Below are 4,061 nucleotides of genomic sequence, written 5' to 3' on the forward strand. Positions count from 1 at the left end.
CGATACGGCGTGACACCGGGATCATCCGTACCTTCAAGTCCAATGCACCAAAGAGATGGTGCAGTAGTTCGCGTACTTGCATGGGTTCCCCATTGGTGATGTTGAATACACGGCCATCGGCAGGTACGTCGTCTTGCATGATGGCTTGCACCGCGGCTACGACATTGGTCACATACGTCACATCGATGATTGCTTCACCGTTGCCGATGCTTGGAAACCAGCCGCGCTGCGCCAAAGCCAGCAAACGTGGAAATATGGCGTGATCGCCTTCGCCAAAGACCGCCCTGGGTCGCAGGATCACCGCGGGAAGACCTGCCAACACTGCCCTTCTAATGCAACATTCAGCCATCCATTTGGTTTCGGCGTAAGCATTGATCCAACGCCGAGGCGGCTCAAATGCCTCGGGTGTATTGAATTGATCGGCAAGGCGGAAATAGATACTGGGCGACGAAAAATGCACGAAACGTCGAACGCCAGACTGGCGGGCCGCATCCAACAATCGTTCCGTGGCGACTACGTTTGCCGACATGAATTGCTCGCGCCTGCCCCACGGCGATGACAGCGCAGCGCAGTGAACGACAACATCGACGCCTTCAGTCAGTGACGCTAACGGTGCGCTTGCAAGATCACGAACGCAGGTAGCTATACCCGCTCGTGGAAGCACGTCGAGCCGAGTCATGTCACGCCCAGTGGCGAGCACGTCGTGCCCTTGGGCATGAAGATGCCGTGCTACATGCGAGCCGATAAATCCCGAAGCACCTGTGACCAAGACACGAGTCATGGCTCAGTACTTCAGTACAGCGCCGCCAAAGGAAAGCCCTGCTCCGGAGCCCACGAGTGCCATCATATCCCCCCGTTGCACGCGACCCATGGTAATGGCGTGATGCAGCGTAACGGGAATAGAGGCAGCCATTTGGTTGCCACGTTTTGCGAGCACACGCACTAGCAAATCCTTCGGCAGTTGCAATGTTGCTTGCAGATGATCGAGTGCTTTAGCGCTCGCCTGATGCGGAACGATGCAAGCAAAGTCCTTTAGCGCAACGTTCGCGCGCTCAAACAATCGGTCGAGGAAAATGGGGAGGCGCTGCGCCGCCATCCGGTAGGTCGCTCTTCCCTGCATGTCGAAGCAGGCGCCGCGAAGGAATTCGTCCATTTGGGTACGTGGTCGAATACGTGTTCCTCCAGATTTCACCTGACACAGACCCGCACCGACTGAGAACGTTTCGAAGTGCGTACCCAAGATTTCCGAGCCATCCACTCCTGTCGCGCGCCCAAGTATGACGGCCGCGGCGCCGTCTCCGAACAGCATGGTGGTTTCCGCGTCATCCTCGCGAAGGCCGGCCGATGCGATCTCGCTGGATACGACGAGCACGCGCCGGTATCTGCCTGCCGCGATGGCAACGCCCAGCAGATCTAAGGCTGCGATAAAGCTTAAGCAGGTTGCATTGATATCGAATGCGGGAATACCGCTTTCTCCAAGGCCGAGGTGACGCTGTATCAGGACACCCGTGCACGGTATCGCTTGCTCCATAACGCTGCACGCCGACACGATACAATCGATCTCATGCGCTTCCATACCTGCCGTGGCAAGCGCAGACCGCGCGGCGCGCGCTCCCATCAACGACGTCGTTTCGTCTGGGCTCGCGTAATAGCGCCGCTCTATACCTGAGTGTTTGAAAGTCCAGCCGGACTTTTTCTTCCAGCGTTCATCAAGCGCATGCGATTCGATGCACGTGCTGGGAATATGCTCCCCCGTGCCGAGAATCCGGATAGGAAGCGGTTGAGAGACATTTGCCATTACACGATCCCCGACCTGAGGTGGTCCGTTGCAGAGGAGCGTGCATGCACGCGCGAACATGTTGCAAATCGACATGCAAACCTGGCACTGGATAAACCCAACGGTATCATATATTGATACTTTCAGACTCGTTGGTCTCATGGAGATAGACATGGCCGGGGCCGCCGCCGTAGTACAAGCCATCCGTACCGTTCTTCGCGAACGAGGCATGACCTATCGCAACCTTGCCGACCTCCTTGGCGTGAGCGAACCAACCGTCAAACGAGATCTCGGGCGAGGTGATTTCTCTTTGAAACGCCTGGATCGCATTTGCGATGTTCTCGGCATAACCGTCGAAGACCTGATCCGTAACGATCGTCCTTTGGCCAACACACTAACCGAGCTAAGTAAGAAGCAAGAAGCGGCTCTCGTCCTCGATTCAAAGTTACTGCTCGTCACGTACTTGATCGTAAACGACTGGAAATTTAGCGAGATGATGTCTACGTTCCAAATTGAAGAGAACGAGTTGATATCGCTGCTGCTGAAGCTGGACAAGCTGCGAGTCATTGAATACCGACCACCGCGTCGCATCAAAAAGCTGACCGCACGCAATTTCTCCTGGCGCAAGGATGGTCCCGTTCAAACCTTCTTTTTGTCGCGTGTTCTGCCTGAATTTTTCAGCGGCCCCTTCGAAGGAGCTGGCGACGCATTCCATTTCATCGGAGGAACCCTCTCCGAAGCGTCGCTCGCTCGCATGAAAGTCGCTATCACACACCTTGTGGAGGAGTTCGAACAACTCGCACGTCACGATTCAAGACTGCCACTCGATGCACGCAATGGCTGCAGCACAGTTATTGCCATGAAAAAATGGGAGTTCTCTGATTTCACAAGTCTCAGACGATAAAACGTCGAACGTGCCTTTCGAAATTATGTGGCACCAGCGCAGCGGTGGGTGCGTCCGGCGAGCCAGGAACCATAACGTCGAAAGAAGGCAATCGACCCTAGCGCTGCCGCACAGCGGAGCGAATAGATGCTTGATGCGTCGCTATGCCGGCGAGCGTCCGCTTTGGATCGTAAATACTAGTCGTTGATCGTGTTGCATCAAGGCATAGCTCACCGCGCGTCAGAACCGTCGTTACCAGACTGGCCGCATTTGGCTGCCGAGGAAATCTGTGCTGGAAACGTGTGGCAGCGAGGAGCAGACAATTTATGGTTTGTGCACTTAACCATAATTTGGCCAGCTCACTTAACCATAATTTGGCCACCCTCAGGCTCTTAGCCATAAGTATCCGCACACGCCTCAGGTATCTGTTTCACGAAGCCGGGAAGTACCTTTCCGTCTTCTTATGATCAGCAAACCAGCGAACACGAGCGTAAGCAACGCCGATCCCGCCAGGATCAAAGCGAACGGATGCACATGGAGCCGCGCCATCCGCTTGGTGAGCCGATGCCACCAGAGCGGCCGTGCGGCGGCATCGAAATCCGGATCGGAACATTGATGGCCGAAGTCGCCCGCCCACTGCACATAAGCGCCATGCTTGACGTAAAGCTGCCACGCCTGCCGAAGATTGGCGATCGGATCGTGGCCGTCGATCGCTTCGGGTGGCGCCTCGTTCATCCAGTGCGCCGCGTGGCACAAAATGGCGGCATAGGCCTGCGAATGAGACGGCACGAGTTGCGCGGCTTTCAAGGCATCGTCATAAGCGATGTACCAGCGCAGGTTGTCCTGATCGGGGGTCGTGTAATTCGCCTTCAGGCGCGCCAGTTCGCTGGATGACACGCCAGGCAAGTCGGGCGTTGCCTTGTCTTTATAGAGCTCGGAATCATGATCAAGAATTTCGCCGTGCTCGACGCGCGTCAGCAACGCGAGCTGGTACCACGCGGCAGCCTTTGCCACGTCAGAGCCGGCGTTTTGCGTCTGCTCGTGGGCTGTTGCATAGGCCTGAATCAAATCGTGCTGGGTCTTGAGGCTTTTGCTCAGGCCCGTGTCGAAGGATGCGTCATACTTATTGATGGGGATGACCATCACCGCATCCGCATAGGCCAACGCATCTTGGTAGCGTTCTTCCCGCACCAGCCGCTTGGCGAGTTCGGAGCGTAATTCGGCACCTTGGAAATCCGTGATCATGCCTGCGGGGCTCGAACGATCTGGTGGTAGCGTCGCCACGATGCTTTGCAGTTCCGCCGTGGTCAGCACGCGCTCCCCGAGATAGAAGGTCAGGTCGTAAGACTGTTCCACCCGGTACGTTCTGTTGCAGGCAAGGAGGTCGCGCAAGGCGGGGAT

General features: G+C 56.4%; 4 protein-coding genes. 1 reads left to right on the forward strand and 3 read right to left on the reverse strand.

The genetic code is table 11. The annotated features are described in order from the left end of the window. Both VK725_RS00685 and VK725_RS00690 read right to left on the reverse strand, forming a co-directional pair. Positions 1-781, reverse strand: a 781-nt coding sequence (locus VK725_RS00685; protein WP_325316149.1) for an NAD(P)-dependent oxidoreductase, incomplete at its 3' end; no start/stop codon positions are given. Between the two features lie 3 nt (positions 782-784). After that, positions 785-1,798 carry a 3-oxoacyl-[acyl-carrier-protein] synthase III C-terminal domain-containing protein gene (locus tag VK725_RS00690; RefSeq protein ID WP_325316151.1) on the reverse strand — a complete coding sequence of 338 codons (1,014 nt, stop codon included), beginning with the start codon at positions 1,796-1,798 and terminating at the stop codon, positions 785-787. A 151-nt stretch (positions 1,799-1,949) separates the two neighbouring features. Here VK725_RS00690 and VK725_RS00695 point away from each other — a divergent pair, with 151 nt between their 5' ends. Further along, a complete protein-coding gene (locus VK725_RS00695) occupies positions 1,950-2,681 on the forward strand; it encodes a helix-turn-helix transcriptional regulator (RefSeq protein ID WP_325316150.1) in 732 nt (243 codons plus the stop codon). Positions 2,682-3,077: 396 nt separating this feature from the next. Here VK725_RS00695 and VK725_RS00700 read toward each other — a convergent pair. Next, positions 3,078-4,061: hypothetical protein (locus VK725_RS00700; RefSeq protein ID WP_414648431.1), on the reverse strand; the 984-nt coding region annotated here is incomplete at its 5' end.

It is taken from the genome of Dyella sp., from assembly GCF_035486915.1.
Lineage (GTDB): Bacteria > Pseudomonadota > Gammaproteobacteria > Xanthomonadales > Rhodanobacteraceae > Dyella_B.

Coding starts and splice junctions, on each gene's coding strand:
- VK725_RS00690 (WP_325316151.1), bottom strand. CDS start 1,798: ATGGCAAATGTCTCTCAACCGCTTCCTATCCGGATTCTCGGCACGGGG.
- VK725_RS00695 (WP_325316150.1), top strand. CDS start 1,950: ATGGCCGGGGCCGCCGCCGTAGTACAAGCCATCCGTACCGTTCTTCGC.